This is a genomic window from Microbacterium sp. SORGH_AS_0454 (assembly GCF_031453395.1).
Lineage (GTDB): Bacteria > Actinomycetota > Actinomycetes > Actinomycetales > Microbacteriaceae > Microbacterium.
In genome coordinates this window covers 2,189,392-2,214,113 of record NZ_JAVIYS010000001.1, presented here as the reverse complement: position 1 = coordinate 2,214,113, position 24,722 = coordinate 2,189,392, and the positions used below count along the sequence as shown (strand labels likewise).

Annotated in this window: 25 protein-coding genes; 14 read left to right on the top strand and 11 right to left on the bottom strand. The window is 69.6% G+C overall.

Features of this window, described 5'->3' with window-relative positions:
• Positions 1-34: 34 nt before the first annotated feature.
• Positions 35-940, bottom strand: a complete 906-nt coding sequence (locus QE454_RS10535) for a hypothetical protein (protein WP_210073966.1) — start codon at positions 938-940, stop codon at positions 35-37.
• Positions 941-949: 9 nt separating this feature from the next.
• Between QE454_RS10535 and QE454_RS10530 the strand changes: the two genes are divergently transcribed.
• The 4 genes from QE454_RS10530 to QE454_RS10515 all read left to right on the top strand — a co-directional run bounded on the left by QE454_RS10530 (position 950) and on the right by QE454_RS10515 (position 3,733).
• Positions 950-1,756, top strand: coding sequence for an EI24 domain-containing protein (locus QE454_RS10530; RefSeq protein ID WP_210073964.1), 807 nt, complete (start codon positions 950-952; stop codon positions 1,754-1,756).
• Positions 1,757-1,780: 24 nt separating this feature from the next.
• Positions 1,781-1,930 (top strand): hypothetical protein, encoded by a 150-nt coding sequence (locus QE454_RS10525; RefSeq protein WP_164481596.1) that lies wholly within the window; start codon positions 1,781-1,783, stop codon positions 1,928-1,930.
• A gap of 53 nt (positions 1,931-1,983) precedes the next feature.
• Complete coding sequence (locus QE454_RS10520) at positions 1,984-3,087, top strand: methyltransferase (RefSeq protein WP_210073963.1); 1,104 nt, start codon at positions 1,984-1,986, stop codon at positions 3,085-3,087.
• 76 nt (positions 3,088-3,163) lie between these two features.
• Positions 3,164-3,733, top strand: coding sequence for a hypothetical protein (locus tag QE454_RS10515; protein ID WP_210073961.1), 570 nt, complete (start codon positions 3,164-3,166; stop codon positions 3,731-3,733).
• A gap of 14 nt (positions 3,734-3,747) precedes the next feature.
• Here QE454_RS10515 and QE454_RS10510 read toward each other — a convergent pair whose 3' ends face one another.
• Positions 3,748-4,212, bottom strand: coding sequence for a DUF3817 domain-containing protein (locus tag QE454_RS10510; RefSeq protein ID WP_210073958.1), 465 nt, complete (start codon positions 4,210-4,212; stop codon positions 3,748-3,750).
• Between the two features lie 414 nt (positions 4,213-4,626).
• On the opposite strand from QE454_RS10510, the gene QE454_RS10505 reads away from it, so the two are divergent.
• From QE454_RS10505 to QE454_RS10495, 3 genes are all read left to right on the top strand, one after another.
• A complete protein-coding gene (locus tag QE454_RS10505) occupies positions 4,627-5,583 on the top strand; it encodes an FUSC family protein (protein ID WP_307455580.1) in 957 nt (318 codons plus the stop codon).
• Between the two features lie 121 nt (positions 5,584-5,704).
• A complete protein-coding gene (locus QE454_RS10500) occupies positions 5,705-6,538 on the top strand; it encodes a ribokinase (RefSeq protein ID WP_307461100.1) in 834 nt (277 codons plus the stop codon).
• Entirely contained in the window at positions 6,535-7,458 is a 924-nt protein-coding gene (locus QE454_RS10495; RefSeq protein WP_307455582.1) for a nucleoside hydrolase, read from the top strand. Before QE454_RS10500 ends, QE454_RS10495 begins: the two co-directional genes overlap by 4 nt.
• A gap of 72 nt (positions 7,459-7,530) precedes the next feature.
• Here QE454_RS10495 and QE454_RS10490 read toward each other — a convergent pair whose 3' ends face one another.
• The 5 genes from QE454_RS10490 to nrdH are packed head-to-tail and all read right to left on the bottom strand — an operon-like array spanning position 7,531 to position 12,856.
• On the bottom strand, positions 7,531-8,964 hold the full coding sequence (locus QE454_RS10490) for a hypothetical protein (RefSeq protein ID WP_307455584.1): 1,434 nt from the start codon (positions 8,962-8,964) through the stop codon (positions 7,531-7,533).
• Between the two features lie 38 nt (positions 8,965-9,002).
• Positions 9,003-9,977, bottom strand: a complete 975-nt coding sequence (nrdF, locus tag QE454_RS10485) for a class 1b ribonucleoside-diphosphate reductase subunit beta (RefSeq protein ID WP_074696716.1) — start codon at positions 9,975-9,977, stop codon at positions 9,003-9,005.
• 38 nt (positions 9,978-10,015) lie between these two features.
• Positions 10,016-12,172, bottom strand: coding sequence for a class 1b ribonucleoside-diphosphate reductase subunit alpha (gene nrdE, locus QE454_RS10480; RefSeq protein ID WP_210073944.1), 2,157 nt, complete (start codon positions 12,170-12,172; stop codon positions 10,016-10,018).
• Positions 12,154-12,594, bottom strand: a complete 441-nt coding sequence (gene nrdI, locus QE454_RS10475) for a class Ib ribonucleoside-diphosphate reductase assembly flavoprotein NrdI (RefSeq protein ID WP_115920929.1) — start codon at positions 12,592-12,594, stop codon at positions 12,154-12,156. The genes nrdE and nrdI overlap by 19 nt, the downstream gene beginning before the upstream one ends.
• Before the next feature lie 28 nt (positions 12,595-12,622).
• Positions 12,623-12,856 carry a glutaredoxin-like protein NrdH gene (gene nrdH / locus QE454_RS10470; RefSeq protein ID WP_058625194.1) on the bottom strand — a complete coding sequence of 78 codons (234 nt, stop codon included), beginning with the start codon at positions 12,854-12,856 and terminating at the stop codon, positions 12,623-12,625.
• A gap of 386 nt (positions 12,857-13,242) precedes the next feature.
• Between nrdH and QE454_RS10465 the strand changes: the two genes are divergently transcribed.
• Positions 13,243-14,448, top strand: coding sequence for an MFS transporter (locus tag QE454_RS10465; protein ID WP_307455588.1), 1,206 nt, complete (start codon positions 13,243-13,245; stop codon positions 14,446-14,448).
• Between the two features lie 51 nt (positions 14,449-14,499).
• Here the strand turns inward: QE454_RS10465 and QE454_RS10460 are convergent, their stop codons facing one another.
• Positions 14,500-14,904, bottom strand: coding sequence for a pilus assembly protein CpaE (locus tag QE454_RS10460; RefSeq protein WP_307455591.1), 405 nt, complete (start codon positions 14,902-14,904; stop codon positions 14,500-14,502).
• Positions 14,905-14,976: 72 nt separating this feature from the next.
• Between QE454_RS10460 and QE454_RS10455 the strand changes: the two genes are divergently transcribed.
• From QE454_RS10455 to QE454_RS10430, 6 genes are all read left to right on the top strand, one after another.
• Positions 14,977-15,729, top strand: a complete 753-nt coding sequence (locus QE454_RS10455; RefSeq protein ID WP_307455593.1) for an alpha/beta fold hydrolase — start codon at positions 14,977-14,979, stop codon at positions 15,727-15,729.
• A gap of 75 nt (positions 15,730-15,804) precedes the next feature.
• Entirely contained in the window at positions 15,805-16,965 is a 1,161-nt protein-coding gene (locus QE454_RS10450) for an acyl-CoA dehydrogenase family protein (RefSeq protein ID WP_307455594.1), read from the top strand.
• Positions 16,965-18,239 carry a DUF445 domain-containing protein gene (locus QE454_RS10445; protein WP_210073934.1) on the top strand — a complete coding sequence of 425 codons (1,275 nt, stop codon included), beginning with the start codon at positions 16,965-16,967 and terminating at the stop codon, positions 18,237-18,239. The genes QE454_RS10450 and QE454_RS10445 overlap by 1 nt, the downstream gene beginning before the upstream one ends.
• Before the next feature lie 76 nt (positions 18,240-18,315).
• Positions 18,316-18,666: a gamma-glutamylcyclotransferase family protein gene (locus QE454_RS10440; protein ID WP_307455599.1), complete on the top strand. Its 351-nt coding sequence runs from the start codon at positions 18,316-18,318 to the stop codon at positions 18,664-18,666.
• Complete coding sequence (locus QE454_RS10435; RefSeq protein WP_307455601.1) at positions 18,663-19,667, top strand: arginase family protein; 1,005 nt, start codon at positions 18,663-18,665, stop codon at positions 19,665-19,667. The genes QE454_RS10440 and QE454_RS10435 overlap by 4 nt, the downstream gene beginning before the upstream one ends.
• A complete protein-coding gene (locus tag QE454_RS10430; protein WP_307455603.1) occupies positions 19,664-20,128 on the top strand; it encodes a histidine phosphatase family protein in 465 nt (154 codons plus the stop codon). Before QE454_RS10435 ends, QE454_RS10430 begins: the two co-directional genes overlap by 4 nt.
• Here QE454_RS10430 and hutI read toward each other — a convergent pair.
• The 3 genes from hutI to hutH are packed head-to-tail and all read right to left on the bottom strand — an operon-like array spanning position 20,118 to position 24,679.
• The gene (hutI, locus tag QE454_RS10425; protein ID WP_307455605.1) at positions 20,118-21,335 is read right to left on the bottom strand and encodes an imidazolonepropionase; all 1,218 of its coding nucleotides are present in this window, start codon (positions 21,333-21,335) and stop codon (positions 20,118-20,120) included. The genes QE454_RS10430 and hutI overlap by 11 nt on opposite strands.
• On the bottom strand, positions 21,332-23,101 hold the full coding sequence (gene hutU, locus QE454_RS10420; RefSeq protein ID WP_307455608.1) for a urocanate hydratase: 1,770 nt from the start codon (positions 23,099-23,101) through the stop codon (positions 21,332-21,334). Before hutU ends, hutI begins: the two co-directional genes overlap by 4 nt.
• Before the next feature lie 39 nt (positions 23,102-23,140).
• Complete coding sequence (gene hutH, locus QE454_RS10415; RefSeq protein WP_309668629.1) at positions 23,141-24,679, bottom strand: histidine ammonia-lyase; 1,539 nt, start codon at positions 24,677-24,679, stop codon at positions 23,141-23,143.
• Positions 24,680-24,722 lie beyond the last annotated feature (43 nt).

The window sequence follows — 24,722 nt, the reverse complement described above, 5'->3', positions numbered from 1 at the left end:
CCGTCGTATCAAGTTCAACGAGAGTGCGCGGTGTCTATTCCCGGAGGGTCGGGTCGGCGTCGTCCCAGAGCTCCACCGTCTGCACGAGCCAGAAGATCGCGAAGAGCGCCAGGGCCGCCGACTCGCCCACGAGCACGACCGGAAAGCCCGTGCGTTCCACGCCCGAGACGACCCCGATGACGAGCAGGACCAGGGTCAGCACGATCGCCACGGCCACGGCCGCGTAGGCGAGACGGACTCCCCGCCGCAGCCGCCCGCTGCGCCGCGGCCTCCACGCCGCGATCGAGGCGACCGCCGCGATCAGAACGAAGAACGCGACCGCGGCGATCTCGTGCGCCCACGCGAGGAAGACCCCGGGCGCGGCCAGAGCCCACCCCGCTCCCCCGGCGACCAGCACGACGATGACCCCGACCGTGAGCGCTACCCCGCGACTCGCGGTGCCCTGAACGCGTGCCAGGATCCCCGCCGCAACCGCCCCGAGAAGAACCACGGATGCCACCGCCACGGCGTTGTTCGCCACGGTCGGTCTCACCTCCGGCGGCACGCAGCGCAGACCGTCGGCACAGGCGTTCGACGAGATGGTCGTCGGTACGTAGGCGATCACGAGAGCGAGCACCGCCGCGATGTCGAGCAGGCCCTGCTCCAGGCTGCGGCCCGACAAGGCGAGCAGGGCGAGGGCCGTCGCGCTCAGCGCCCCCACGAACACCGGGCCCGCGGGGGTGTAATACGTCGCGCTGACCGACGGCAGCCCGTCGCCGCGCGCGAGCTCGAGGCCGACAGCGATGGCGAGGAACACCGTCGCACCGATCAGCGCCAGCCGCACGTACCGGTACGTGCGCTGCGTCGAAGTGGTGCGGATGCGCATAGCGGCATCCTGGCACTGCCCGCCGACATCGGCGGCGAGCGCAACCTTCCTCTCGACGTCGGTGGCGTCTGTCACAATTCCGGCATGCGCGAATTCCTCGCCGGAGCGGCATTGCTGGCCCGCGGTCTCGGCCAATGGCGCCGAACCCCCGGGGCGATGGCGCTCGGGCTCATCCCGGGAACGATCGTCGGCCTGGTGCTCGGTGCCGCGCTCGTGACGTGGGGTCTCGTCCTACCCGATCTCGTCGACGACTGGACGCCGTTCGCCGACGCGTGGGCACCGGTGTGGGCCGGCGCTCTCCGTGCGGCGATCGGCCTCGCGTCGTTCGGCGCGGCGGTCCTCGTGGTCATCGTGTCGTTCACCGCCGTCACTCTCGCCGTGGGCGAGCCGTTCTACGACCGCATCTGGCGCGCGACCGAGCGCAGCGCCACGGGCGCGGTCCCCGCCGCAGAGTACGGCTTCTGGCGGGCCGTCGCAGACAGCGTGCGTCTCATCCTCCGGGGTATCGTGGCCGCTGCTCTGGCATGGCTCATCGGCCTCATCCCCTTCGTCGGCGGAGTCTTGGGCTTCGTCACCGGCGTGCTGCTGACCGGGTGGCTCCTGGCCGACGAACTCACCTCGCGCGCGCTCTCCGCCCGGGGGCTCGATCGGCGCGCGCGCAGAGAGCTCCTCCGCACGAACCGAGCACGTGCCCTCGGTTTCGGGGTCGCGACCCAGCTCTGCTTCCTCGTCCCGCTCGGGGCGGTGGCAGTCATGCCCGCAGCCGTGGCCGGCAGTACCCTCTGGGCGCACGCGGCTCTCGGTATCCGTCCTGTCGACGGCCGCGCTCCGGACACGCTCGACCCCCACGCCATCCCGGCCGCGCACTCGCGCGCGGACTCGGCACGATAGCCTGGAGCGACCGAAGGGATCCTCATGTTCATCGTCTCTCTCATCTTGTTCGTCGGCGGCATGCTGTTGACCGGCATCTCGTTCTCCCTCGCCGCTCCGGCGCTGTTCTTCGCGCTCGGCATCATCCTCGTCTCGGCCTCGCTGGCGCTGCCGTTCCACTTCGGCACCCGCTGAGCACGCATCTCGGTCAGGCACCGCGTCACGTCACCCCCGGGTAGCGTGGTCCGGTGCCTTTCTCGTTCGATGCCCTGCGTCGCCGCCCCGATCTCGAGGGTCCCGACCTCGTGGCCGTCGATGCCGCCGATCGTCTGATCCTGGACGAATCCGCCGACGCGCGTGCCGCTCTCGGTGAGGGAGAGCTCGTCGTGGTCGGCGACTCCTACGGGGCACTGACCCTGGCGGCGGCGGATGCCGGAGCCCGCGGCATCCGGGTCCATCAAGACGAGCTGCTGGGCGAGGAAGCCCTCGCGCGCAACGCCCGCGATGCCGAGCTCGAGGACTCCTTCGTCTCTCATGCGCTCGACGCGCACCTGCTCACCGGCGCCCGCGTCGTCCTTCTGCGCCTCCCCCGCTCGCTTCACGCGCTGTCCGACATCGCCGGACTCATCGCGCTGCACGCGCACCCCGACGTCGTCGTGGTCGCGGGTGGCCGGCTGAAGCACATGACGGTGTCGATGAACGACGTGCTGCGGCGCTTCTTCGACCGCGTGGACGTCTCGCACGCGCGGCAGAAGTCCCGCGTCCTCACCGCCCGCGGCCCACGCGACGGCGCGGTCCCCGAGCCGGAGGGGGCCGAGATCGACGGCATCCGGGTCCGTGCGTTCGGCGGCGCCTTCGCGGGCGCGTCGATCGACATCGGCACGCGCCTGATGCTCGCCCAGCTGCCCGCCCCGCGCGGCGACCGGGCGATCGACCTCGCCTGCGGGACGGGCGTGGTGGCCGCGGCCCTGGCCGTGCGGCATCCCTCCGTCCGTGTGGTCGCGTGCGACCAGTCCGCGGTCGCCGTCGCCTCGGCGCGGGCCACGGCAGAGGCCAACGGCGTGGCCGATCGCGTGAGCGTGGTTCGCGACGACGTCCTCCGGTCGCAACCGGATGCCTCGGCCTCGTTCATCGCGCTCAACCCCCCGTTCCACGCGGGCGCCGCCATCAACGAGGGTCTCGCTCCCCGCATGTTCGCCGACGCGGCTCGGGTGCTCGAGCCGGGCGGCGAGCTGTGGACGGTGTGGAATTCCTCGCTGCGGTACCGCGCGGCGCTGGAGCGGCTGGTCGGTCCGACCCGCCAGGTGGCGCGCGATCGCAAGTTCACCGTCACCGTCTCGACGAAGCGCTGACTCGATCCGCGTCGAGTCGTGGCGTCCGCCGCGTTCCGCGCGTAGATTTCGATCGACGTCGACGAGGAGGTGCGCCGTGCGGATCCGAACCGCCGTTCCCGCGCTCCTGGTCGTCGCGGCCCTGCCGATGGCGTTGCCGCCCGCCCCTCCCGCCTCCGGAGCACCCGCAACCGGCAGCGTGCGCGCCGATCCGCTCTCCGACGCCCTCACGGCCCCGCTCCTGGCGGACTGCTCGAGCATCACCGACAACGGCCGGGGCTACGCCCGCCTGCACGGGATCGACCTCTGCGGTGCCGCCACCACGCCCCCGGCCGAGCCTCTGCGCACGGAGGTCGTGGGCGGTGAGGAGTGCGGGTCGGCGACGCTGACGATGACGAGCCGGGGCGGAGGTCTCGCCGCGATCGACTGGCGCGTGAGCTCCGAGACGGGTCCGATCGTCGCCGTCGAGCTCGACCTCGCCTTCGCGAGCGGCTCGGGCGGCGAGATGCGCCACTTCTCGGACCGCTCGCCCAGTGTCCACGCGCACGACGGCACGGTCGTGTTCCTCGGGGCGGGGAGGGCGACGGCCACCCTGTCCGGGTCGGTCGAGACGTTCACCGCGACCTGTCGGATCGTCCCCGCGAGCGTACACATCCTCGTGCGCTGACGGGGAGCCCGACGTCAGCCCTTGCCGCCGGGAGGGCCGACGGTGAGCAGCACGACGAACACGACCACGACGACCGCCACGAGCGCCATCGAGAGGGCCCATGGTCGACGGAGGAAGAATCGCAGCAACCGGTCGAGCGGGCGCCGATCGCGCGGGTCACCGCTGTCGTCGAGGCGCCACGCGCCGCGCAGACGTCCGGTGCGGTGGAGCCAGATCTCGGTGGGGATCGTGGCGTACGGGATCACGGCGCTGACCACCGCGAGGGCGGTGGGACCGAGGCCCCAGCGCTGGTTCAGCGCCACGAGCACGGCGGTCGCGCCGTAGGCGAGGAACACGAAGCCGTGGATCCCCCCGCCGATCGATACCGCGATCGGCAGGTCCGCGACGGCGCGCAGGATCAACCCTCCGATCAGGAGCGTCCACGAGACCGCCTCGGCGATCGCGAGGGTGCGAAACAGGGTCAGGGGCGTGCGGAACACGTCTCTCCTCGTTCGAGTCGGGGCTTTCCACCCTACGCAGAACGTCTCGCCGCTGACCGGCTCACCGTTCGACGTCGAGACGTCACTCGATCGGCTGATCGTCCTCGTCCAGCGAGGGATCCGACCTCGTCCCCTCCGCGGCCGTCGACGTGTCGGGCTCGGGGCCGGGCTCGATCGGGGGCTTCTGGCGTTCGGCATCCATCGCTCCACCCCATCAGATCGAGCGAGGGATGCCACGCCCTTGACGTCTCGGCATCCCTCCGGGCACCCTCGCCTCTCCCGCCGAGGGTCCGGCTCCCCCGCGGGACGCCCGGCGCCCGCGATCCTGGAGCGTAGGCTGGAGGGATGGCGGAATCCCGGGGGCGCGTGTGGACCGGGGTCATCCGCGTGGGACCGCACCGCGGGGATCACCGAGTGGCTTTCCGTGCCGTGGTGAGCGTCGGTGTCCCGCTTCTCGTGCTCCTGGCGCTCGGCCGCCTCGACCTGAGCGTCTACGCGAGCTTCGGGGCTTTCGCCGCGCTCTACGGGCGCACCGACCTCCCTCGCACGCGCGTGCGCATGCAGGCCGTGGCGGGTACGGTCCTGGTCTCGTGCATGCTCGTCGGGACCGCCCTCTCGGCCCTCTCCACCCCCGCCATGGCGAGCGTCGCCGTCGTCGCGGTCCTCGCCGCGGCCGTCACCCTCTTCGCCTACCGCGCCCAGTGGCATCCGCCCGGCGCGCTCTTCGCCGTCTTCGCCGCGGGAGCCACCGCAAGCTTTCCCGCCACCGGCGCGACGTTCCTCACCGTGCTCGTCGTCGGCGGCGCAAGCGTGCTGTGGAGCCTGCTCGTGACCTGCGCGTTCGTCCTCGCGCGGCGCGGCTCGTGGCGGCGTCCGGCTCGCACGCGACCGCCCATCGGCTCGGTCGCGTGGGAGATGACGGCGACCGTCGGCGTCGCCGCTCTCGTCGCCGGCATCGCCGGGGCCCTGCTCATCGGTACGCACTGGTACTGGGCGATGGTCGGTGCCGTCGCCGCCGTCGGCGGAGCACACGTCACCGCGCGACTCATCCGTGGCGTGCAGCGGCTGGTCGGAACGCTCCTGGGTGTGCTGGTCGCCGCGGGGCTGCTCGCTCTCGACCTGCCCCCGTGGGTCGTGCTGCTCATCGCGGTCGCCCTGCAGGCGGGGGCCGAGCTGTTCGTCGGCCGCAACTACGGCATCGCGATGCTCTTCATCACCCCGCTGGCTCTGCTCATGGTGTCGCTCGCCTCCCCCGTCGCCCCCGACATGCTGCTGCGCGACCGCGTGATCGAGACGATCATCGGCGTCGCCGTCGGAACCCTCGTCGCCATCGTGTCGGCGGGCCTGCGCCGCCGCTCCGCGAGAGGCTGAGCGCCCCATGCCCACCGGCTACACCCCGTTCCCGTTCGTGAGCACCGCCGTGGGCGCGGCCCTCGTATCGCCGCCGCTCATCGCCGCGAACCTCCTGCTGCACTGATCGGAAGGCCCCGCCATCTCTGCCCCACTCACGGTCGTCGGCGCCATCAACGTCGACCTCACCGCCCGCGTCCGCCGCTCCCCCGGCCCCGGCGAGACCGTCGCCGACGGCGTCCTCGACCGCGGCCCCGGAGGCAAGGGCGCCAATCAAGCGGTTGCCGCTGCCCGCCTCGGCGCCGACGTCCGGCTCATCGGCGCCGTCGGCGACGACGCCGACGGTCGCGGCATCCGGGACCGCTTCGCCGCGATCGGGGTCGACGCCTCGGGGGTGCAGACCACGGACGCCGCGACCGGAACCGCCCTCATCGTCGTCGATGCGACGGGCGAGAACTCGATCGTCGTGTGCGCGGGGGCGAACGCCGCCATCGACGCGGATGCGCTCGGCATCGAACCGGGAGCCGCGGTCCTGCTGCAGTTGGAGGTGTCGGATGCCGTCGTCTCGGCCGCCGCGCGCGCTGCGGGCTTCCTGGCGGTCAACGCCGCCCCCGCCCGGCCGCTGCCCGCCGAGGTGCTCGAGCGGTGCGACCTCGTGATCGTCAACGAGACCGAGTACGCGCAGCTGCCCGAGGTGCACGACGCCCCTCTGCTCTGCGTGACGCTCGGTGCCGAGGGTGCGCGACTCTACCGGCGCGGCGACCTCGTGGCCTCGGCCGCGGGAGTGCCCACGACCGTTCGCAACACCGTCGGCGCGGGCGACGCGTTCTGCGCGGCTCTCGTCGTCGGGCTGCTCCGCGGAGACGCCGAGACCGACGCCCTCTCCCGCGCGTGCGCCGTGGGATCCGCCGCCGTCGCCGACGACGCCTCGCAACCGGCGCTCGACGCCCTCGACACGTACGGAGTCCCCGCATGAAGCGCCGCCCGATCCTCGTCGACTGCGACACCGGCATCGACGACGCCCTGGCCCTCGCCTACCTGCTGGCCGAGCCCTCCGTCGAGGTCGTGGGCGTCACGACCGTCTCCGGGAACACGGATGCCGTCCGCGCGGCCGCCAACACCCTGTCGCTGTTCGAGCTCGCCGGCGAAGACGACATCCCCGTCGCGATCGGCGCGCACGATTTCCGCGCTCGCGCCTACGCAGGCGGAGCTCCGCACGTGCACGGTGACGACGGGCTCGGCGGTATCGCCCTGGCCGCCGCGGCCCGCGCGCACGACGCCCGCGCCGCCGTCGAGCTGATCGACCACGTGGCGTCACGGCATCCGGACCTCACCGTCCTCGCCCTCGGCCCCCTGACCAATCTCGCGGCCTACGCCGAGGCGCCCGGGGTGGCGCGGTTCGACCACCTCGTCGTGATGGGCGGCGCGTTCGCCCACTCGGGCAACGTCACCGCGTGGGCCGAGGCCAACATCCACAACGACCCCGAAGCTGCCGCCGTCGTCTTCGCGCAGGACTGGGACACCACCCTCGTCCCCCTCGACGTCACCATGACGCAGACCCTGGATGCCACCGACCTCGTGCGCCTCGAAGCGATCCCGGGAGCCGTGCCGCAGGCGTTGGCGCGCATGCTGCCGCACTACCTTGACTTCTACGCCGGGGTCTTCCCCGACCGGCGCTGCGCGCTGCACGATCCGCTCGCCGCGATGGTGGCCGCGGGGGCGCTGCGCGGAGTGAGCGTCGCCTCGGGCCGGGTCGAGGTGCGGCTCGAACGCGGAGAGCGCGGTCGCACGGTGTCGTCGAGCGGGTCCGAAACGCAGCGCTGGGTCCGCGCGATGGAGGGCTCGGCGGCAGAAGTGCTGCTGGAGCGGCTCGAAGCGCGGGAGTGGCCGGGTTGATGGGTGGGAGTGGCCGGGTTGATGGGTGGGACGGTATTCTGCGGCTTGATCGCCCGACCGATCTGGCTGAACTCATGCCCGCGGCTGTACCGCCGGCGACTCGTCGTCAGCAACCCAGGTCTTAGCTGCGATCCAATCTAGAACACCGAAGAGGCCCCACTGAGCTAGCACCAATCGACCCTGTAAGTCCTCCAGTGACATCTGAAACTGCTCTTCCGTCAGGTGCTCAATCCGGTCAGCCTTCTCACGCAAGGAAGCTGCAGCTCCATTGGTCGCATCGTTCGTTCGCGAAACGAAATGGCCAATGAGGGTAGTGACGATGATGGACAGGACACCAACAGAACCAACTAGGCCGTTTGCCAATTTTGCAATGAGGGCGATCCCCCCCGAAGGCGAAAGGGCTGAGATTTCTCCGAAGTAAACCCCAACGGAGGAGTAGTACAAGAATGTCCAGGCGTCTGGCTGTCGCTGAAAATTAAAGTCTGTTGGCATCAGAATAAAAGCGCCGAAATTCACAAAAGCAAACGCCACAATCGTTTGCGCCAACATGGCGCAAATAAGGAGGCAGTTCAGAACGACTACTGCCGGGCCACGACGGTACTGATCGAGGGCGCCCGCCCAGAAAAGCATGACACGGCGCGCGAGGAGCGCATTCCCCCCAGCGTCTCGGAACTTTTTTGCGTCGTCCAGGGACCAAGTCTTGAGTTCGACCCTATCCGGTTGTTCTGGCGACACAACGCGCTCGATTACATCAGAGCTGATCATCCAGTCGACCGCCTTCTTTTGGGCACGAATGAACGCGGTTGCGTCAAGCAAGTCCCTTGCGGTAGACCAAAGACTCCAAGAAAGAGTCGAAATCATTAGCGCCATCCCCGCAATGATAATTGCTGATGGAGCACCCTCCGTCGTAATTAGGACCGCAGCAATACAAGCGACGGTGATCGCAATGAAGAGCGACTTCGCCCGTCCTAGGAGACTCGCCGCCACCCCCACGAGACTCGTGATCAGAATTGTGTCCCGTCGCTTCACGAAGAACTTTGGCAGCTTCCACGCAACGACTATCAGCGGAAAAGTCATAACGTATGCGAGACTGATGCCCAGGGTCTTGGCACGCAACAGGATAAGCACGAGAGCCGCACCGACAAGGACGAGCAGCCAGCGGAGGTCGAGCAACCAGATCAGTTGCGGGGCAATCCACGACATGAGCATTCGATCGACGTCCGCGACGAAGAGCTTGACCAGAACCGTCATCCAGAAAACGGTACCGACAACGTCGAGAATGGAAACAAATCGTGCCCGCCGACGTCGCCGGCGGTCTTGGCTTCGCTGCCGCTTTTTCTCCTCTTTGGTCTGCGGCTCACTGTCGGACTTTTCTTGCCCAACAAGAGTCTCGATCCGGGCCCATACCGATTCGACGTCGGCTCGGGGAGGCCGAGGTTTGTACGGTGAACTGCGCTGTGAGCGATTGACGGCCCCGCGATTTCGTCGCTCTGCCTTTTTAGCCACGAGACGCTCCTCCTGCTAGCTTCGGCCCACCTGCGGGCTCAGAAGTCCCAGTCGTCGTCCTCGGTCGCCTCGGCCTTGCCGATGACGTACGACGAGCCCGAGCCACTGAAGAAGTCGTGGTTCTCGTCGGCGTTCGGCGAGAGGGCCGAGAGGATCGCGGGGTTCACGTTCGTGACCGACGCGGGGAACATCGCCTCGTAGCCGAGGTTCATGAGCGCCTTGTTCGCGTTGTAGTGAAGGAACTTCTTCACGTCTTCGCTCAGTCCGACCGAGTCGTACAGGCTCTGCGTGTAGCCCACCTCGTTGTCGTAGAGCTCGTACATCAGCGAAAACGTGTAGTCCTTGATGTCGTCGCGACGGGCCTGGTCGACCGTCTCGAGACCGCGCTGGAACTTGTAGCCGATGTAGTACCCGTGAACGGCCTCGTCGCGGATGATGAGGCGGATCAGGTCGGCCGTGTTGGTGAGCTTCGCGCGGCTCGACCAGTGCATCGGCAGGTAGAAGCCCGAGTAGAACAGGAACGACTCGAGCAGGGTCGAGGCGACCTTGCGCTTGAGCGGGTCATCGCCACGGTAGTAGTCCATGACGATGCGCGCCTTCTTCTGAAGGAACTCGTTCTCGGTCGACCAGCGGAAGGCCTCGTCGATCTCCTTCGTCGAGCACAGCGTCGAGAAGATCGACGAGTAGCTCTTCGCGTGCACCGACTCCATGAACGCGATGTTCGTGTAGACGGCTTCCTCGTGCGGGGTGATCGCGTCGGGGATGAGCGAGACGGCGCCGACCGTGCCCTGGATCGTGTCGAGGAGCGTGAGCCCCGTGAACACGCGCATCGTCAGCGTCTGCTCCTCGGGGGTGAGCGTGTTCCACGACTGGATGTCGTTCGACAGCGGCACCTTCTCGGGCAGCCAGAAGTTGTTCACGAGACGGTTCCAGACCTCGAGGTCCTTGTCGTCCTGGATGCGGTTCCAGTTGATGGCCTGCACGTGGTTCAGCAACTGCAGCTTCTCAGCCATGTCGTTCCTGTGTCCTTGATCGATGAGGTGTCAGTGGCTCAGAGCATGCACGAGACGCACTCGGTCATGTCGGTGCCCTCGAGCGCCAGCTGACGCAGACGGATGTAGTAGATGGTCTTGATGCCCTTGCGCCACGCGTAGATCTGGGCCTTGTTGATGTCGCGGGTGGTGACGGTGTCCTTGAAGAACAGCGTCAGCGACAGGCCCTGGTCGACGTGCTGCGTCGCGGCGGCGTACGTGTCGATGACCTTCTCGTAGCCGATCTCGTAGGCGTCCTGGTAGTACTCCAGGTTCTCGTTCGTCATGAACGGAGCCGGGTAGTAGACGCGACCGAGCTTGCCTTCCTTGCGGATCTCGATCTTCGAGGCGATCGGGTGGATCGAGCTCGTGGAGTTGTTGATGTACGAGATCGAGCCGGTCGGGGGCACCGCCTGCAGGTTCTGGTTGTAGATACCGTGCGCCTGCACGGACGCCTTGAGTTCGCGCCAGTCGTCCTGCGTGGGGATCTGGACGTTCGCGAACAGCTCCTTGGCCTTGGCCGTCTCGGGCGCCCACACCTGGTCGGTGTACTTGTCGAAGAACTCGCCCGACGCGTAGGTGGAGTTCTCGAAGCCGTCGAACGCGGTGCCGCGCTCGATCGCAAGGCGGTTCGACGCACGCAGCGCGTGGAACAGCACCGTGTAGAAGTAGATGTTCGTGAAGTCGATGCCCTCTTCGGAGCCGTAGTAGACGTGCTCACGAGCGAGGTAGCCGTGCAGGTTCATCTGGCCGAGGCCGATGGCGTGCGAGCGGTCGTTGCCGTCTTCGATCGAGCGGACCGAGGCGATGTGGCTCTGCACGCTGACGGCGGTGAGGGCGCGGATCGCGGTCTCGACCGTGAGGCCGAGGTCGCCGCCGTCCATCGCGAGAGCGATGTTCATCGAGCCGAGGTTGCAGGAGATGTCCTTGCCGATGGTGTCGTACGAGAGGTCCTCGTTGTACGTGGTCGGCGTGTTGACCTGCAGGATCTCCGAGCACAAGTTCGACATGTTGATGCGACCGGCGATCGGGTTGGCCTTGTTCACCGTGTCCTCGAACATGATGTACGGGTAGCCCGACTCGAACTGGATCTCGGCGAGGGTCTGGAAGAACTCGCGCGCGTTGATCTTCGTCTTCTTGATGCGCGGGTCATCGACCATCTCGCGGTACTTCTCGGTGACCGAGATGTCGCCGAACGGCTTGCCGTAGACCTTCTCGACGTCGTACGGCGAGAAGAGGTACATGTCCTCGCCGTTCTTGGCGAGCTCGAACGTGATGTCGGGGATGACGACACCCAGCGACAGCGTCTTGATGCGGATCTTCTCGTCGGCGTTCTCGCGCTTGGTGTCGAGGAAGCGCAGGATGTCGGGGTGGTGGGCGTTGAGGTACACCGCGCCGGCACCCTGACGCGCGCCGAGCTGGTTGGCGTAGCTGAAGCTGTCTTCGAGCAGCTTCATGACGGGGATGATGCCGGAAGACTGGTTCTCGATCTGCTTGATCGGAGCACCCGCCTCGCGGATGTTCGACAGCAGCAGGGCCACGCCGCCGCCGCGCTTCGACAGCTGCAGAGCGGAGTTGATGCCGCGAGCGATCGACTCCATGTTGTCTTCGATGCGGAGCAGGAAGCACGACACGAGCTCGCCGCGCTGCGCCTTGCCCGCGTTGAGGAAGGTGGGGGTGGCCGGCTGGAAGCGGCCCGAGATGATCTCGTCGACCAGCTGGACGGCGAGACGGGGGTCGCCGTCGGCGAGGGCGAGGGCGGTCATGACGACGCGGTCCTCGAAGCGCTCGAGGTAGCGCTTTCCGTCGAAGGTCTTGAGCGTGTAGCTCGTGTAGTACTTGAACGCGCCGAGGAAGGTCTCGAAGCGGAACTTCGCGCCGTAGGCACGGTCGTTGAGCTCCTGGATGAAGTCCATCGAGTACTTCTCGAGCACGGTCGGCTCGTAGTACTCCTTCTCGACGAGGTAGTCGAGACGCTCCTTGAGCGAGTGGAAGAACACCGTGTTCTGGTTCACGTGCTGCAGGAAGTACTCGCGTGCGGCACGCTTGTCGGCGTCGAACTGGATCTTGCCGTCCGCGTCGTACAGATTCAGCATCGCGTTGAGGGCGTGGTAATCCAGCCCCTCGAACCGCGCTTCGGTCTTGAAGTCCACGTCGGTCAGCTCAACTTCCACCATCGTTCCAATCCCTCGTTGACCCGCTCGACATCGTCGGGGGTGCCGAAAACTTCTAGCCGGTACAGGTGCGGCACCCCGCATTTGCGCGCGATGATGTCGCCGGCGAGGCAGAACGCGTCGCCGAAGTTCGTGTTTCCCGCGGCGATGACACCGCGGATGTTGCGTCGGTTCCGCTCCTCGTTGAGGAATCGGATGACCTGCTTGGGGACCGCGCCCTTCTCGACGCCCCGACCGGCACCCCCACCGTAAGTGGGGGTGACCAGCACGAAGGGTTCGTCGATGTGAAGGGGCGGATCGGTCGGCCGGAGCGGAATGCGCACGGCCCGCTTGCCGAGCTTCTCGATGAAACGTGCGGTGTTGCCCGACACGCTCGAGAAGTAGACCAGCAGCGGAGCTTCGGTCGCCGACAAGACAGTGCTCATGACGGAGGTCTGAGAGCCTGTCGCCGGATCAGGCGAGGCGCGAAGCGAGCTCGTCGATCTTGTCGGGACGGAAGCCCGACCAGTGGTCCTCGTCGGTGACGACGACGGGTGCCTGAAGGTACCCGAGCGACTTGACCTGCTCGAGCGCCGACGGGTCTTCGGACAGGTCGAGCACGTTGTACTCGATGCCCTTCGAGTCGAGCGCACGGTAGGTCGCGGTGCACTGGACGCAGGACGGCTTGGTGTAGACCGTGATCGCCATGTCGTTCTCTCTCTCCCCTGGAAAATCTGTGTCCGGCCGGGCAGGGCCAGCCGGGACCTCAATACTACATATGGGGACGGACATCGGAAGGCACCACAAGGGGTAGTAGTTACAGCGATGTGATTTTCCACCGTCTCTCCCCATGTACAACACAGGTTGTCCACGATTTCATCCACAGATCGCACCCCTTGCGGAACGTTGTCGACGGGCGCGATTCCGCGGATTTGGCGGGATCGGTCGATGTCTGTCCACAGGTCGGACGGTAGACGGGGGGTCCGACATTGCACAGGCGGGCGAATTCGCTCGAGGGCGTGTCGCGGCGTGTCGCAGCGAGACGGTACGAGGACGCCTCGGCGCATGTCGGAGGTCGGCTGTAGCGTTATCCGGTGGCCGGCTACCGCGAACTCCTCAAAACCCCTGGCGTGGGGCGCATCATCGCCGCACAGTTGACGGCGCGTTTCCCCAACGGCATGACCAGCCTCGCGGTGCTCCTCCACATCGAACACGTCACGGGTTCCTATGGAGCGGCGGGGCTGGTGCTGGCCGCCACGAGCATCGGCCAGGCCGTCGCGGGCCCGGTCACCAGTCGCTGGATGGGCATCTGGGGTATGCGGCGCGTCCTCACCGTGACGCTTCTCGTGTGCGCGGCCGCGATCGCAACCCTCGCCCTCATCGAGATGCCGCTGCCCCTCTACATGGTGCTCGGCCTCATCGCCGGCTTGTCGACCCCTCCGGTGCAGTCGGCCGTTCGCACCATCTATCCCAAGATGGTCAACTCCCAGCGGCTCACCCCGCTGTACTCGCTCGACGCGTCGCTGCAAGAGATCATCTGGGTCTTCGCGCCCGTGCTCATCACCCTGGTCGCGACGCAGGTCGGCACCGTCCCGGGTCTGCTCCTCGTCGTGATCATCCTTCTCGGGGGCGGGGCGTGGTTCATCCTCAGTCCCGAGGTCGGCCGCGTGCGCATCCCGCGCAGCCGCCGCGGCCTCGGCCGCGTGCTCGCCAAGCCGCCGGTCATCCTCGCCACCGCGACCGGTTTCCTCCTCATCGGCGCCTGCTCGGCCGTCGAGGCGGGCGTCGTGGCCACCTTCGACCACGGCGGCCTCGAGGCCGGCCTCATCCTCGCCGTCTTCGCCGTCGGCAGTCTCGCCGGCGGACTGTCGTTCGGTCACATCCCCATCGGCCCCTGGGCCATGGCGCGCCGCTTCGCGATCGTGGCCCTCGGTCTCTCGCTCACGATCTTCTCGCTCAACGCGTGGTGGATCGGCGCCACCCTCCTCGTCGCCGGCGCCGGTATCGCGCCGGCCCTCGCGGTGATGTTCGCGATGACCTCTGCCAGCGTCCGCTTCAGCGAGACCGCCGAGGCCTACGGCTGGATCGGTACCGGCCAGCTCATCGGTGCCGCCGCGGGCTCCGCGGTGGCCGGCTTCCTCGTCGACGGCGTCGGCCCCACCGGTGCGTACATCGCCGCCGCAGGCTTCGCCCTGGTCGGCTTCGTGGTCGCCGCGGTGTTCGTGCGCGGCTTCCCGGATCTGCGGCACCGCGACGCGAGCCCCATCCCCGACACCGAGCCGGTGCACACCATCACCTGAGCGGATGCCGGGGCGATCGGCATCCCGCGCCCGAACCGCCCGAGCCGCGGATCAGTGCGTGCGCCGCAAGAGCTCGAGCACCGCGAGCGCGTACGCGTCCGCCGGTGCCGGGTGGTCGAACACCAGGGTCGAGCCGCCGACCGAGATCTCGACCTCGTAGGTGTCGGAGAGACGTCGCAGAGAGCGGAAGGTCGAACGCAGCATCTCGCGCAGTTGCGACTCGGAGGGCAGCCACAACGCGTCTTCGGTGGCGACGGAGTCGAGCGCCCACTCCGTCGTGCCGTTGAAAGCGAGGATCCGACCGGTGGGGTAATCGCGCGGCTCCACCGTCATGTCGCTCACGGTGAAGATGTCGGCTTCGAACTCCGGCTCGTCGAGCTGAAAGCGGTCACCGGAGAGCGGATGCCACACCAATCCCGCCTCGCGCAGGGCCTGGGCCAACTCGGTCGAGATCATGGCATCCATTCTGGGGGCGTTCTGTGACGGCCGGTCGCCTGTCGTGCGCGTGGACGGAGCAAGATGGATGCCATGTCGACACCCGTGACCCTCCCCCGACTGTCGTGGGGCGACCCGCACGGACCGCAAGCGCTGCTCGCCCACGGACTCGGTTCCGACGGCGCGCTCATGTGGCGCTACGGCGTGGCGCTGGCCGACGCCGGGTGGCACGCGGTCGCGGTGGACCTCCGCGGCCACGGTGACGCCCCGCGCACCCTCGACTACCGCCTGTCGTCGTACGCGGCGGATCTGATCGGCACGACGCCCGCGAGCGGCGGAGCGTGGGACGCGGTCGTCGGTCACTCGCTCGGCGGTGCGTCGTCGACGCTCGCCGCGGCTCAGCGTCCCGCTTGGACCCGCCGGCTCGTGCTCATCGACCCGGCCATCGCCCTGTCGGAGGACGACCGCGAGGTCGTACGCGTGAGTCAGGAGCAGTCGTTCGCCGACCCGAGCATCGAGGCCGTGCGCGCGGCGCATCCCGAATGGCATCCGATCGACGTCGAGTTGAAGGCGCGGGCGACGCAGCGCGCGAGCCGCTGGGCGGTCGAGCAGACGAGTCTGCAGAACGCCGTGTGGGACGTGCGCTCCGCCGCGGCCTCTCTCACGGTGCCGACGCACGTGGTGGGCGCCGACCCGGCCGTGCACTCGATCTTCACGGGCGAGCTCGCGGCCGAGGTGCTCCGGAACCCGGTCATGACGATGAGCGTCATCGAGGGCGCCGGGCACTCCCCGCATCGCGATCGCCCCGAGGCCGCCGCCGCGGCGGTCCTGCACGCCCTCCGCTGACGCCGCGCATACGCGATGTGCGGCGCGATGCCACCCCCGCACGCAATGTCGGCGGTGCCGAGCAGAATGGATGCCATGACCTCGTTCGACCCGGCTCGGTACCTGCCCGACGACCTGCTCGCGCGCATTCGTGAGCGCGCCGTCGTGCACGACCGCGAGAACACCTTCCCGCACGACGACCTCGACGAGCTCCGAGCGGCCGGGTACCTCGGCATCCTGGTGCCATCCGACCTCGGTGGCGCGGGGCTGAGCCTCGCCGAGGCGTCGCTCCTGCAGCAGCGTCTCGCGGGCGCGGCCCCGGCGACCGCCCTGGCCGTCAACATGCATCTGGTGTGGACGGGGGTCGCGAAGGTCCTGAGCGACCGCGGCATGAACGATCTCGAGCACGTCCAGCGGGGCGCTGCGGCAGGAGAGGTCTTCGCCTTCGGCATCAGCGAGGCCGGCAACGATCTCGTGCTCTTCGGCAGCGACACCGAAGCCCGCCCCGATGGCGACGGCGGCTACACGTTCACGGGGACCAAGATCTTCACCTCGCTCTCCCCCGTGTGGGACCACTTGGGCGTGCACGGGCTCGACGAGACCTCGGCCGACGGACCGAAGATGGTGTTCGCGTTCCTGGACCGCAGCGACGACGTCGTCGCCCACGACGACTGGGACACCCTGGGCATGCGCGGCACGCAGAGCCGCACGACCGAACTGCGCGGGGCCCACGCTCCCGCCGACCGCATCGTGCGTCGGATCGACCCGGGCCCTCAGCCCGATCCGCTCGTGTTCGGCATCTTCGCCGTCTTCGAGATCCTCTTGGCCTCGGTGTACACCGGCATCGCGCGACGCGCGCTCGACCTGGCCGTCGCAGCCGCGACCTCGCGGCGGTCGAAGAAGACGGGCACGACCTACGCCAACGACCCCGACATCCGGTGGCGCGTGGCCGACATGGCGCTCGCTTACGACGCGCTTCCGCCGCAGCTCGCCTCGCTGGCCTCCGACGTGGACACCCTGGTCGACCACGGTGGTCGGTGGTTCACCCTGCTCTCCGGCGTGAAGTACCGCGCGGTCGCCATGGCGAAAGAGGTCGTCGACGACGCGATCCTCGTCGGCGGCGGCTCGGCGTACTTCTCGCACAACGAACTGAGCCGCCTGTACCGCGACGTGCTCGCCGGCATGTTCCACCCCTCCGACTCCGAGTCCGCGCACTCGACCGCCGCGGCCGCCTGGCTCGGGCCGGTGACCGCGTGATGGCGCGCACGCCCACCCGCGCGCTGAGCCCGGCCGATCAGGAGCGCCGCCGCGCCCTCCGCGTGATGAAGGGCGTGGCACTGGGCGCGCTCCTCGCGATGGCCATCGTCTTCGCCGTCTCGTTCTCGCTGCAGCGCGAGGTCGAGTGGTTGCAGTACGTGCGGGCCGCGGCCGAGGGCGGAATGGTCGGTGCCCTCGCCGACTGGTTCGCGGTCACCGCACTCTTCCGCCACCCGCTCGGGCTGCCGATCCCCCACACGGCGATCATCCCCCGACGCAAAGACGAGATCGGGCGGCAGCTGGGCGAGTTCGTCGAGACGAACTTCCTCGAGGGCGACGTCGTACGGACCAAGCTCGAATCGACGCCCCTGTCGGCTCGCGCCGGAGCCTGGCTGGCCGTCCCCGCCCACGCCGATCGTGTCGCGGCCGAGGGGGCGACGCTCGCCTCGAGCGTCCTCACCGCGCTCAGCGACGACGACGTGCAGGGCTTGATCGAAGACCTCGCCCGCGAGCACCTGCTCTCGCCCGACTGGGGTCCCTCCCTCGGCGGCTGGCTCGAACGCGTCGTCGGCTCGGGCGCCCACCACGGCGCCGTCGACCTCGCCCTCGACAACATCGCGGTATGGCTCGGCAACAACCGCGACACGTTCCAGGGGCTCGTCTCGCGGCGGCTTCCGTCGTGGGTCCCGAGTATGGCGGCGCGCCTCGTCGACGACACCGTCTATCGGGAGGCCGTGCAATTCGTCGACGCCGTGCGGGCCGACCCGAGCCACCAGGCACGCGGGGCGATAGACGGCTACCTCGGCCGCCTCGCCGACAGCTTGCAGCACGATCCCGCGACGATGGTGCGCCTCGAAGAGGCCAAGGCCGCGGTGTTCGACAGCCCGCGCGTACGGCAGCTCGCCGCCGACGCCTGGAACACCGCCAAGGCCGGCCTGTTGCGGTCGCTCGCCGACCCCGAGAGCGCTCTGCGTCGCCGCGCCGCCGCCGCCCTGGCCGAGGTCGGCGGCCGCCTGCAACGCGACGCTGCGCTGCAGAAGCGCGTCGACGGCTGGGTCACCGACGCGGCGGTCTTCGTCGTCGGTCGTTATCGGCACGACATCGCCTCGATCATCACCGACACCGTGGAGCGGTGGGATGCCGAAGAGACCACCGAGAAGATCGAGCTCATGGTCGGCCGCGACCTGCAGTACATCCGCTTGAACGGCACGATCGTCGGCGCTCTCGCAGGGCTGGTGATCTTCACCGTCGCGCATCTGGTGTGGGGATCATGACGATTCGCGCAATCGCTGGCCGAATCATCACGCTCGCGCCGCCCGGCGCCCTCGGTGCGTGAGTAGCCTGGTGCGCGTGAGCGACGCTTCGGACATGGAGTCCCTCTTCACGTATGGGACGCTCCAGCTGCCCGACGTGCAGCTCGACACCTTCGGCCACCGTGTCGAGGGTGCCGAGGACGCCCTGGCCGGGTACCGGCTCGAGTGGACCGACATCGCCGACGACCACGTCGCCCAGCTCTCGGGTCTCGACCGTCATCCGATCCTCCGTCGCACCGACGACGCGCGAGATCGCGTCTTCGGTCGCGTGCTGCTCCTGACGCCGGAAGAACTCGACGCCGCCGACGAGTACGAGGTGTCGCTCTACCGCCGCGCCTCGGTCGTTCTCGTCAGCGGTGTCCGCGCCTGGGTGTACCTGGCCGCATGAGCGCCCTGTCCGTCGATCCTTTGTGGCCCCGTGCCGGGGACTGGCCCGCACCCCACGGCACGACGATCCCGGATGCCGTCCTGCTCGGCGTTCCCGCCTGGCGCACGTCGCTCTCTCCCACCGGAGCAGCGGCGACCCCCGCCGCCGTCCGCGAGGCGCTCCGCCGCTTCTCGCCGACTCTGCTCGGACCGCCGCCCGTCGACCTGAACGCCGCGCTCCGCATCGCCGACGCCGGTGACGTGCACGACCCCGACGGCCGCGAGGGAGAAGCGCGCGTGCGCGCCGCCGTGGCGGACCTGTCCGCGGCCCGGCTCGTCGTCGCTCTCGGTGGCGACAACTCCGCCACCTACGCGGTGGCCCAGGGGCGCGGAGCGGGTGGCCTGATCACCCTCGACGCGCACTTCGACCTCCGCGACGGGGAATCCAACGGCTCCCCCGTGCGACGGCTGATCGCCGACGGCCTCGACCCCCGGCGCATCGTGCAGATCGGCATCGCCGACTTCGCCAACTCGGCTGCCTACGCCCGGCGCGCTCTCGACGCCGGCATCACCGTCATCACGCTCGACGAGGTGCGCCGACGCGGCATCGCCGAGGTCGTCGCCGAGGCGCTGAGAGTCGCGGCGGGCCGGCCGGTCGATCGGCCGGGCGACGGACCCCTCACCGTCGTCGGCAGCGAGTCGGCCGCCTCTCCCCCCGACGGACCGGCCGCCGGCCGGTTCGCGTTCCCGGGGGTCGGAGCCTCGTCCCCCGGCATCCACCTCGACATCGACGTCGATGTGTGCGACCGCTCGGTCGCCCCCGGCTGCCCCGCGAGCGTTCCCGGCGGTCTCGCCGCCTGGGAGCTGCGGGCCCTCGTCCGCGCGCTCGCTCGAGACCCCGGCGTCATCAGCGCCGACGTCGTCGAAGTGGATGCCACGGCGGACGCCCCCGACGCCCGCACCGTGCGACTCGCCGCACTGTGCGTACTCGAGCTCTTGGCAGGATTGGCGGAAAGACGATGATCCAACTCGTCCTCGCGCGACACGCGAAATCGGACTGGGCCGATGAAGGCCTCGCCGACCACGACCGCCCCCTGAACCACCGCGGCCTGCGCGACGCCCCGGCGATGGCCCGCACGATCGCGCGCAAGGGCGTCCGACCCGAGGCGATCCTCTCCAGCACCGCGCTGCGTGCTCGGCAGACGGCCGAGGCGTTCGCCCGCGTCTTCGACGCCGAGATCACCGAGCAGGCGGAGCTCTACCTCGCCGATCCCGCACAGGTGCTGGCCGCGGCGCGCGCCGCCGGAGTCGACGAGGTCATGGTCGTGGCGCACGACCCCGGGATGAGCGCGCTCGTCTCACGCCTGGCCGATCGCGACGAGCGCATGGTCACGTGCGCCGTGGCGATCTTCACCTGGCACGAGGGCACCTGGGACGACGTCGACGCCACCCCTCCCGACGAGTTCGAGCTCGTCACCCCGTAGGCCCGGCGATCCGCCCGTCCTTCCACACCCGTCGCACGAGCGGTACTCCCGGCCGGTAGGCCAGGTGCACCCGCGACGGCGCGTCGAGCAGCACGAGATCCGCCTTGGCGCCGGGCTCGATCACGCCGACGTCGGTGCGACGCAACGCGCGCGCCCCGCCGGCCGTGGCTGCCCACACGGCCTCGGCCGGTGTCATCCCCATCTCGCGGACGGCGAGGGCGATCATGAGGGGCATCGAGCTGGTGAAGCTCGACCCCGGGTTGCAGTCGCTCGCGAGGGCGAGCGTCACGCCGGCTGCGAGCAGACGCCGCGCATCGGGGTAGGGCTGCCGGGTCGAGAACTCCACGCCCGGCAACAGGGTCGCGACGGTTTCAGAGCCGGCGAGCGCGATGACGTCGTCGTCCGTCAGGAAGGTGCAGTGATCGACCGCGGCCGCACCCATCGCGACGGCCAGTGCCGCCCCCGCGCCGTAGCCGAGCTGGTTCCCGTGCACCCGGATCCCGAGCCCCTTCGCCCTCCCCGCCTCGAGCACACGCCGGCTCTGTGCGGGCGTGAAGGCCCCGGCCTCGCAGAAGACGTCGACCCACCGCGCGTGCGGCGCGACGGCGTCGAGCATCGGTCCCACGACGAGATCGACGTAGTCGTCAGCCCGCCCCGCGAACTCCGGTGCGACGACGTGTGCGCCGAGGAAGGTGACCTCGTCCGTCACCTCCGCGGCCAGCCGCGCAAGACGCGTCTCGGTCGCAACGTCGAGGCCGTACCCGGTCTTGATCTCGAGCGTCGTCGTCCCCTGGGACCGACACTCTCCGACGAACTCCCGGAGCCACTGGCGAAGTTCGTCTTCGGATGCCGCTCGGGTTGCCGCCACCGTCGTGCGGATGCCGCCCGCCGCGTACGGCTCCCCCGCCATGCGTGCGGCGAACTCCGCCGCGCGGTCGCCGCCGAAGACGAGGTGCGTGTGACTGTCGACGAAGCCCGGGATCACCGCGCGCCCCCCGGCGTCGACGACGTCGACCCCTCCGCCGGCGTCCGGAACCCGGTCCGAAGGACCCGCCCACACCACGTGCCCGCCGCGGACGAGCACGGCCGCATCCCGCACCGTCCCGCACGGGTCACCGTCGACGGCGACGTTCGTCGTCAGCTCCCCGATGTTCGTCAGCAAGAGGTCGCCCGCGGGGCCGATACCGCCCGGTGCCGGAGCGCTCATGGCATCGGCACCGTGAGCCCGCGCTCGGCCGCCACCTCGCGGGCGCGGTCGTATCCGGCATCCACGTGTCGCATGACGCCCGTTCCGGGGTCGTTCACGAGCACGCGCGCGAGCTTATCGGCCGCCAGCTCCGTGCCGTCCGCGACGCACACCTGCCCCGCGTGGATGCTCCGGCCGATCCCGACGCCCCCTCCGTGATGCAGTGACACCCATGAGGCACCGCTCGCCGTGTTGAGCAGGGCGTTCAGCAGCGGCCAGTCGGCGATCGCATCCGAGCCGTCGGCCATTGCCTCGGTCTCGCGATAGGGCGAGGCGACGGAGCCCGCGTCGAGGTGATCGCGACCGATCACGATGGGCCCCGAGAGCTCGCCGGAGGCCACCATCTCGTTGAACTTCAGCCCCGCGAGGTGGCGCTCCTGGTAGCCGAGCCAGCAGATCCGCGCCGGCAGCCCCTCGAAGTGCACCTGCTCGCCGGCCTTCTCGAGCCAGCGGTGCAGGGCGGCATCTTCGGGGAAGAGCTCGGCCACCGCGCGGTCGGTCTTGGCGATGTCCTCGGGATCCCCGGACAGCGCGACCCACCGGAAGGGCCCCTTGCCCTCGGCGAAGAGCGGACGGATGTACGCCGGCACGAACCCCGGAAAGGCGAAGGCCCGATCGTACCCGCCGAGCTCGGCCTCGCGTCGGATCGAGTTGCCGTAGTCGAAGACCGCGGCTCCCGCATCCTGGAACTCCACCATCGCCTTCACGTGCGCCGCCATGCTCTCGCGCGAGCGGCGGGTGAAATCCTCGGGGTCGCGCCCGGCCTCGGCCTGCCACCGGTCGACCGGCGTCCCGACGGGCAGGTACGACAGGGGGTCGTGCGCGCTCGTCTGGTCGGTGACGATGTCGATCCGGATGCCGCGGGCCCGCACCTCCGGGAAGACCTCGGCCGCGTTCCCTTCGACGCCGACCGACAGCGCTTCACCCGCCTCACGCGCCGCGGTCACCCGCTCGATCGCGGAGTCGAGATCGAGAGCGACCTCGTCGAGGTAGCCGTGGGCGACGCGTCGGTCGAGCCGCGCGCGGTCGACGTCGACGATGAGCACCGCCCCGCCGTTCATCGTCACCGCCAGAGGCTGTGCCCCGCCCATCCCGCCGCATCCGGCGGTGAGGGTCACGGTCCCCGCGAGCGACTCGCGACCGAGGGAGCGAGCCACCGCCGCGAAGGTCTCGTACGTGCCCTGCAGAATCCCCTGGGTGCCGATGTAGATCCACGAGCCGGCGGTCATCTGTCCGTACATCGTCAGCCCGAGTTCCTCGAGGCGGCGGAACTCGGGCCACGTCGCCCAGTCACCCACGAGGTTCGAGTTGGCGATGAGCACGCGCGGTGCCCACTCGTGCGTGCGGAAGACGCCTACGGGCTTGCCCGATTGCACGAGCAGGGTCTCGTCGGGCTCGATCTCGTCGAGGGTGCGCACGATCGCGTCGTATGCCGCCCACGACCGCGCAGCCTTTCCGGTGCCGCCGTAGACGACGAGGTCGTCGGGCCGCTCGGCGACCTCGGGATCGAGGTTGTTCATGAGCATGCGCTTGGCCGCCTCGGCGCCCCAGCTCTTCGCGGTGCGCTGGGCTCCGCGCGGCGCGCGGATCGGAGGGCGGGAGCCGGATGCCGTGGCCCCGGCCCGCGGCGCGGTCGCGGCGTCGGGGGTCGAGACGACGGCCGACGCGTCTCGCTCCGAGGCGTGGGCGCCGGAGGCCGTCGAGGGCGATGCTGTCGTGTCGGTCATGGCGGGATCTCCTTCGATCGGGGCGGGAACAGCCGCGCTCTACGCGCGAGGGGCGACGGCGCGAGCGGTGCGAGCCACCGCTCCCGAAGCGACGAGCTCGGTCACGGCCTCGATCTCGGGCGAGACGAACCGGTCGGGACCGGGGCCCTGCACGCGCTCGCGGACGAGGTCGCGAACGGCTCCGGTGACCGGCGCGGGCTGGAGCGGGGCGCGCAGGTCGAGGGCACGGCATCCGGTGAGCACTTCGATCGCGAGCACCCGAGCGAGTCCGTCGATCGCCCGGCGGAGCTTGCGGGCGCCGGCCCAGCCCATCGAGACGTGGTCTTCCTGCATGGCGCTCGAGGGGATCGAGTCGACCGACGCGGGGGCGGCGAGACGTTTGAGCTCCGACACGATGCCCGCGGCGGCGTACTGCGCGATCATCAAGCCCGAGTCGACCCCGACCTCATCGGCGAGGAAAGGGGGAAGCCCGTTGCTGCGCGAGACATCGAGGGCGCGATCGGTGCGGCGCTCCGACATCGACGCCACGTCGGCCACCGCGATGGCGAGGAAGTCGAGCACGTAGGCGACGGGCGCGCCGTGGAAGTTGCCGTTGGACTCGACGCGCCCGTCGAGCGTGACGACGGGATTGTCGACGGCCGATGCCAACTCGCGATCGGCGACCAGGGCGGCGTGCGTCATCGTGTCGCGGGCGGCGCCGTGCACCTGGGGAGTGCAGCGCAGCGAGTACGCGTCCTGAACGCGCGTGCACTCGGGGCCGCGGTGGCTCGCGACGATCGGCGAGTCGGCGAGGAACGCGCGGAGGTTCGCCGCCGAGTCGGCCTGACCGAACTGCGGACGCAGCGCCATGAGGTCGGCGGCGAACACGGCATCCGTTCCGAGCTGCGATTCGATCGAGATCGCCGCCGAGACATCGGCCGTGGTCAGCAGCATCTCGAGGTCGTGCAGCGCCAGCAGCAGCATGCCGAGCATGCCGTCGGTACCGTTGATGAGGGCGAGGCCCTCTTTCTCGCGCAGGGCGACGGGTTCGATCCCCGCGGTGGCGAGGGCTTCGGCGGCCGGCCGGAGGTTCCCGGAACCGTCGCGCACCTCGCCCTCACCCATGACCGCCAGGGCGACGTGCGACAGGGGGGCGAGATCGCCGGAGCATCCGAGCGAGCCGTACTCGCGCACCACGGGCGTGATCCCCGTGTTCAGCAGGGCGGCGTAGGTCTCGACGACGACGGGACGCACACCGGTACGCCCGGTGGCCAGGGTATGCAGGCGCAGCAGCATGAGCGCGCGGACGACCTCGCGCTCGACCTCGGCGCCGGTCCCGGCGGCGTGCGAGCGGATGAGGCTCGACTGCAGCTGGGCGCGGCGGTCTTCGGTGATGAAGGTGGTCGCGAGGGCGCCGAAACCGGTCGAGATGCCGTAGTGCGGCTGCGGGTCGTCGGCGAGGCCCTCGATGAGCGCGCGCGTGTCGGCCACCCGCTGCAGGGCGTCGGCGTCCACGTCGACCCGGGCGCCGAGGCGGGCGACGGCGACGACGTCGCGCGGGGTGAGGGGGGCTGCTCCGACGGTCACGCTCGTGTTCATACGGCGATTCCACCGCGTCTCGTGCCGCGGGGGGCGGGGGTTC

Bases quoted from the DNA above. Each gene is read 5' to 3' on its own strand.
- QE454_RS10530 (WP_210073964.1), top strand. From the start codon at position 950: ATGCGCGAATTCCTCGCCGGAGCGGCATTGCTGGCCCGCGGTCTCGGC.
- QE454_RS10525 (WP_164481596.1), top strand. From the start codon at position 1,781: ATGTTCATCGTCTCTCTCATCTTGTTCGTCGGCGGCATGCTGTTGACC.
- QE454_RS10495 (WP_307455582.1), top strand. From the start codon at position 6,535: ATGAAGCGCCGCCCGATCCTCGTCGACTGCGACACCGGCATCGACGAC.
- nrdF (WP_074696716.1), bottom strand. From the start codon at position 9,977: ATGGCTGAGAAGCTGCAGTTGCTGAACCACGTGCAGGCCATCAACTGG.
- nrdE (WP_210073944.1), bottom strand. From the start codon at position 12,172: ATGGTGGAAGTTGAGCTGACCGACGTGGACTTCAAGACCGAAGCGCGG.
- nrdI (WP_115920929.1), bottom strand. From the start codon at position 12,594: ATGAGCACTGTCTTGTCGGCGACCGAAGCTCCGCTGCTGGTCTACTTC.
- nrdH (WP_058625194.1), bottom strand. From the start codon at position 12,856: ATGGCGATCACGGTCTACACCAAGCCGTCCTGCGTCCAGTGCACCGCG.
- QE454_RS10460 (WP_307455591.1), bottom strand. From the start codon at position 14,904: ATGATCTCGACCGAGTTGGCCCAGGCCCTGCGCGAGGCGGGATTGGTG.
- QE454_RS10455 (WP_307455593.1), top strand. From the start codon at position 14,977: ATGTCGACACCCGTGACCCTCCCCCGACTGTCGTGGGGCGACCCGCAC.
- QE454_RS10450 (WP_307455594.1), top strand. From the start codon at position 15,805: ATGACCTCGTTCGACCCGGCTCGGTACCTGCCCGACGACCTGCTCGCG.
- QE454_RS10445 (WP_210073934.1), top strand. From the start codon at position 16,965: ATGGCGCGCACGCCCACCCGCGCGCTGAGCCCGGCCGATCAGGAGCGC.
- QE454_RS10435 (WP_307455601.1), top strand. From the start codon at position 18,663: ATGAGCGCCCTGTCCGTCGATCCTTTGTGGCCCCGTGCCGGGGACTGG.
- QE454_RS10430 (WP_307455603.1), top strand. From the start codon at position 19,664: ATGATCCAACTCGTCCTCGCGCGACACGCGAAATCGGACTGGGCCGAT.
- hutI (WP_307455605.1), bottom strand. From the start codon at position 21,335: ATGAGCGCTCCGGCACCGGGCGGTATCGGCCCCGCGGGCGACCTCTTG.
- hutU (WP_307455608.1), bottom strand. From the start codon at position 23,101: ATGACCGACACGACAGCATCGCCCTCGACGGCCTCCGGCGCCCACGCC.
- hutH (WP_309668629.1), bottom strand. From the start codon at position 24,679: ATGAACACGAGCGTGACCGTCGGAGCAGCCCCCCTCACCCCGCGCGAC.